3 protein-coding genes are annotated in these 5,202 nt (G+C 42.6%); all 3 read right to left on the reverse strand.

Translation table 11 applies throughout. The features are described from left to right. Nucleotides 1-515 precede the first annotated feature (515 nt). Complete coding sequence (locus RB622_RS08700; RefSeq protein ID WP_308046173.1) at nucleotides 516-4,244, reverse strand: PVC-type heme-binding CxxCH protein; 3,729 nt, start codon at nucleotides 4,242-4,244, stop codon at nucleotides 516-518. 51 nt (nucleotides 4,245-4,295) lie between these two features. Further along, nucleotides 4,296-4,769 carry an IS200/IS605 family transposase gene (gene tnpA / locus RB622_RS08705; RefSeq protein WP_308046174.1) on the reverse strand — a complete coding sequence of 158 codons (474 nt, stop codon included), beginning with the start codon at nucleotides 4,767-4,769 and terminating at the stop codon, nucleotides 4,296-4,298. A 90-nt stretch (nucleotides 4,770-4,859) separates the two neighbouring features. Beyond that, the coding region (locus RB622_RS08710; RefSeq protein ID WP_308046175.1) for a hypothetical protein at nucleotides 4,860-5,202 on the reverse strand (343 nt) is incomplete at its 5' end.

Genomic DNA, 5,202 nt, shown 5'->3' on the forward strand with positions numbered 1-5,202 from the left:
TAATGATTGTCCTTTCATCAACTGTTCGAGCGCCTTATCGCGCATCTGTTCGAATTCCGTCTTTTCCATGTTCTGTCTTAAAGTTAAAACTTTTAGACAGAGTTCATTTTACAGTCTCTAATAAAACGCCAAGGGCTTTGGAAATACCCCATTCCGGACATCCGTTACGTTTTTCCATTGTGTAAAAAATTAAATTAGAGATGAGATAGTAAGCAATGTTTTGGTAGTATTTATTCGTATTGATCAAATAAATATTGTTATAGTTATATTTAAAATCGACAATACTTCTCCCTGCACAATATTTTGCTGAAAATATTGCTCTGAGATTTTATCAGTACGTTTCTAAGGAGCCAATGAGATTTTCTTTCGGAACGTTATTCTATAAACGTTCTTTGCGGTGCTTGTTTAAGATTTTTTCATAGGCAGTTGTGTTGGTGTGAAAGGATGATCGTAAATCTGTTTTAGATACTATGTAAAACAGGCCGTCGCCGTGAAGCCACGGCCTGTTGAATTTATTATTCTTTTACTACTTTCATAACCCCTGTCATCAAACGCCAGTGACCCGGGAATGTGCAGACGTAAGGGTAATCGCCCACTTCTTTTGGCACCACGAATTTCAAACGATAGGTTTGTTCAGGGTTAACCAGTGGCGTTGCCGCAATAATTTGCGGGATATTGGGTACGTAATTTTTATCCGCACCATCTTTTGCTGTGATCATTTTATCCGCAGCGGCACCGATAATGGCGGCTGTTTTTGGTTTTCCAACGACGATGTTGTGCTGCATGGCGTCAGGGTTTTCAAAAATAATTTCAACCGTTTTTCCTGCCACCGCTGTAAATTCCGTAACGCTGAATTTCATTTCTTCACGGATCGCCTTGATACGAACGATCTGAACATTAGGATCGGAGGCAACCTCGTCTTTTATGCCATAAGATTCCATTAACGTCGTGAATTTCGTACTCAGGTCATCCTGAATATTACCTTTTACCGATGCCAGTAAAGTGCGGTCTGCATCCGTAGCCGTTTCTTTGCGTTTTGGGTTCCAGGCACCGAGTACACCTTTCAAAACGGCATTTCTGCCTTGCGGATCAAGAGATTCCGCTGTTTTGATCAGTTCAATAACCTCATTGCCCGAAGCGTAAGATGTAAACCCGCGGGTAGCTCTTTCCAAAGCAAAGTCTGATAAACGATCCAGGCGTTTTACTTCAAAGGATTTGCTTAATGTGTTGTTTTTGTTCTCCTCTTTTTCAGGAACCACGTTATCCACATCCACCGTCGCAGTGACCGTTACTTTTCCGGCTTCATCGGAAACAAACCCGAAAGTGCTTCTCCATGGGCCGTTATTGCCTTCGGTCAGTTTAATGGTTTCACCAGGCGCGATTCCGTTTGTAAGCTGACGGCTAACATAATTGCTGTTCAAAGAGCGGCTTCTGATCCCTACGTTTACAACCGGAACAAGCTCTTTCGGAACGGCAACACTACCCTGGTTTGTAATTTCAATAACCACCTTGGCATATTCACGTACATAAGGCGTGGCAGGCTCGATGGAAATATTGGTAATGGCAAGTTCCGCAGAGCCCTGAACAGTTACCTTGTTGGCCGTGTGGTTATCATGGTTCATCGAGGAATGATCCATGGCCGCTTTTTTAGAATTGTCAGCAGTAGCTTTTTGTGAACCTGCTTTGCCGACACGACCTGCCAGATATTTTTTACGCAGTGCCCCGTCATGTGCATTCAGAATGGCAGCAAAAGCATCCGGCATCCAGCGGTCATCAGCCTGTGCATACGTATCCAGAAGTGTCAAAACAGCTGTTTCAACTTCCGGTGTTAATGCGATTTCACTGAAAGCTAAAAGCGAATTCAAGACTACCAACGGTTCTTTATCATGCAAAGCATCGATAGAAAGTAAAGTTTTAGCCGTTGCTGCGTTACGTGGTAATACCTGAACCGCTGTTTTGCGTACGGCGTTGCTTGGATGTTTCAAAGCAGCCGTTACAGCAGCCAGAACCTGTGGATCTTCAATGGCATTAAGTCCTTGCAGTGTCCACAAAGCGTGAATCGCAGTGGTATTCAGTCCAACTTCGTCAACAGATTTGTCGTTTACCAAAGCGATCAACTGAGGAACAACATCTTTTTGTCCACGCTCCACCAATAATCGTTGTGCATGACGTCTCCATAACATATTGGTATTTTTCAAAGTAGCTACCAATTCTTCCGGACGATTTTTGCTTAAAGAAACCGGTGTATAAGCAGGTGCTTTTTTATAGGCAATACGGTACAAACGACCATGTGTAAAATCTCTCAAAGGTGTTTCGTAAGCATTACCGGCGCCGTTGTCAGATCCTTTTGGTGTAGGGTTATGCTGGATGATATAGCTATACCAGTCGGCAACCCAGACGGCTCCGTCCGGACCCACTTCTGCAAACACAGGAGCTACCCATTCATCGGCACCAGCAAGGAGGTTAAAGCCAAGATTATCTTCATAATCGGTACCTTTTTTCGCCATGAAATTCTGGTGCAGAATATGTCCTGTCGGTTCGGAAACAAACGCGACATTGTTCCAGTATTTCTTAGGGAATGCACGGGCAGTGTAAAAATTATGTCCCGCGGCAGCAGTAAAACCGCCAAATACGTCAACCTGACGAACTTTCGGAGTGATAGGCTGCATGTCTTTATGCGTATCGGTGCTGCGGCTTCCGTTATCCACTTTGCTCGCTCCGAAATAACGGTTTGGAATGGCGCTATACCATCCGTGCGAGTTATTGGCGGTAGAACCGAACAAATCACCGGCTTCGTTGAAACCTAGTCCCCAGGTATTGTTTGATGTTTTTGCAACCACTTCCATATCCGAACCATCTGGTTTGAAACGGAAAAGAGCCTGCCCGAAATCAAGTTGCTCGCTTTTGCCAACCTTTCCTTTGAATCCTGAATAACCTACCGATCCGTAAACCCAGTTATCAAATCCATAATGCAGGTTTGATGGTCCTGCGTGGGTATCTCCCGTTCCAAAACCGCTGAAAAGGACTTTCTTTACATCAGCTTTGTCATCCCCATTGGTATCCTGAAGGAATAACATATGTGGTGCCTGTGAAACGATCAAACCGCCATTGGCAAATACAAGGCCGGTTGGGATACTCAAATCATCAGAGAACTTGGTGAATTTATCCGCTTTCCCGTCTTTATCTGTGTCTTCGCAAATTAAAATGTAATCGCTGCCGCCTGTATCTTTTCTTTCGTTCGGATAATCTTTTGTGATCAACACGAACAATCTGCCGCGCTCATCCCAGGTCATTGCGATTGGGTGCATTACGTCGGGCTCATGGGCAAAAACATCCAGGGTGAAATCAACCGGAATCTGGATATGTTTTACCGATTCCTCGGGAGAAAGCGGTAATTGCTGAAGCTGCAGGCCAGGACGTTGTTCGTAATTTGGAAGTTTAGCCTCTCGATATTCGAAAGGTTTCGGAGCCAAAGCCGCGAAAGCCTTTTTAGTATCATCGTTTACGGCCCAAAGAATCCCTTTTTCAATCAGATCATGAAAACCGGGAAGTGCCCAGGTACGTTCGTCGTGTCCGTAAGCCGTGTAAAAAACACGTCCTTTTCCGTGGGTACGAACCCAGGTGTAAGGTTCTTTTTCTACGCCTGGCTTATCTTTTGCCTGATCTTTCTGGATAATACGCTCCGTCAGAACAATATTGTCAGGTTGCAACAAGGTATGCAAATACGTTTCGTCAACCGTTTTGAAAGGTTTAACGCCAGCAATCGCAGAGTGATCCGGTTTAGTCCAAACCGGTTGGATGGTATCCCAGGTGTGTCGCCAGAACTGTCCGCCCATTAGTTTTACAACCTCAGGGTTGTTGCGGAAACAGTAAGAAGCACAGTGTACCGGAATAAATCCTTTTCCGCTGGCCACGTAATCCAGCAATGCTTTTGCCTGCTGCGGAGCAATAGCGTCCCAATTTGCATAGAGCATTAATGCATCATATTTATTAAGCGTTTCAGGATTAAGATCGTTCAAATCATCCGTGTAGGTGAAATTGATGCCTTTTGGTCCCAAAGCAGCCATAATCTGAGGTGCACGCTCGGCGGATTTGTGATGGCCGATGGTATCCCCCAGAAAAAGCACTTCAATCCTGCGGCCTTTGACGGCCTCGGTTTTACTCACAGCATTTTGTGAGGATTGGTGAACGGCACATCCAAGAAGGATAATACCAAGTAAAAAGGATAAGGCTCTGGTTTTCATTTAGTTATTTAAAAATATGTTAATTTGTCTGGTACGCTTTAAGAGTCATTATTAATCCCAGGATGAAATCTCCTGAAAATCAAACAGATATTTTTCCTGATATTCAATTTCGAAATCGTTTAGCATCTTGGTATATTCCTCTTGAAATGTACGCGTCTTATGGTGTACTTCCTGATTGGTAATATACTTTATAACAGCATCGATATGCGAACGACTATATGAAAATGCTCCGTATCCTTTCTGCCAGTTAAATACAGGTGTTTTATATCTATCCTTTAAAAACTTGTTAGAAGATGTTTTAATCTCTTCGACCAAAGCTGGTAAAGTAATGGTTGGATTATATCCAATAAAAATGTGAATATGATCCGGCATCCCGTTAATGGCCAGTGGTTTCGATTTTTTATTTAAAATGATTCCACCGATATAAGCATACAATTCATCTTTCCAGGCCTTTTTTATAATACTTTCTCTGCCCTGGACGGAGAAAACGATTTGGATATATAGCTGTGTGTATGTGTTTGCCATTTTTTAGACATTTCGGTGCTCTGCACCTTAGTTAGTGTGTGATCTTGTTTTCTACAATTATTATGGTGCTCTGCACCTTTTTTCTTTGCCTTAATCTTTTTGTTTTCTACAATTATTGTGGTGCTCTGCACCTTTTTCTTTTGCGCTAATCTTTTTTTTTCTACAATTATTATGGTGCTCTGCACCTTTTTTCTTTGCCTTAATCTTTTTGTTTTCTACAATTATTGTGGTGCTCTGCACCTTTTTCTTTTGCGTTAATCTTTTTGTCTTTCTACAATTATTATGGTGCTCTGCACCTTTTTTCTTTGCGCTAATCTTTTTGTTTTCTACAATTATTGTGGTGCTCTGCACCTTTTTCTTTTGCGCTAATCTTTTTGTTTTTCTACAATTATTATGGTGCTCTGCACCTTTTTCCTTTGCGTTAATCTTTTTG

It is taken from the genome of Dyadobacter sp. LHD-138 (assembly GCF_030929615.1).
Classification (GTDB): Bacteria; Bacteroidota; Bacteroidia; order Cytophagales; family Spirosomataceae; genus Dyadobacter.

Excerpts from the sequence above, each read along its gene's own strand:
- RB622_RS08700 (WP_308046173.1), bottom strand. The coding sequence starts at position 4,244 with ATGAAAACCAGAGCCTTATCCTTTTTACTTGGTATTATCCTTCTTGGA.
- tnpA (WP_308046174.1), bottom strand. The coding sequence starts at position 4,769 with ATGGCAAACACATACACACAGCTATATATCCAAATCGTTTTCTCCGTC.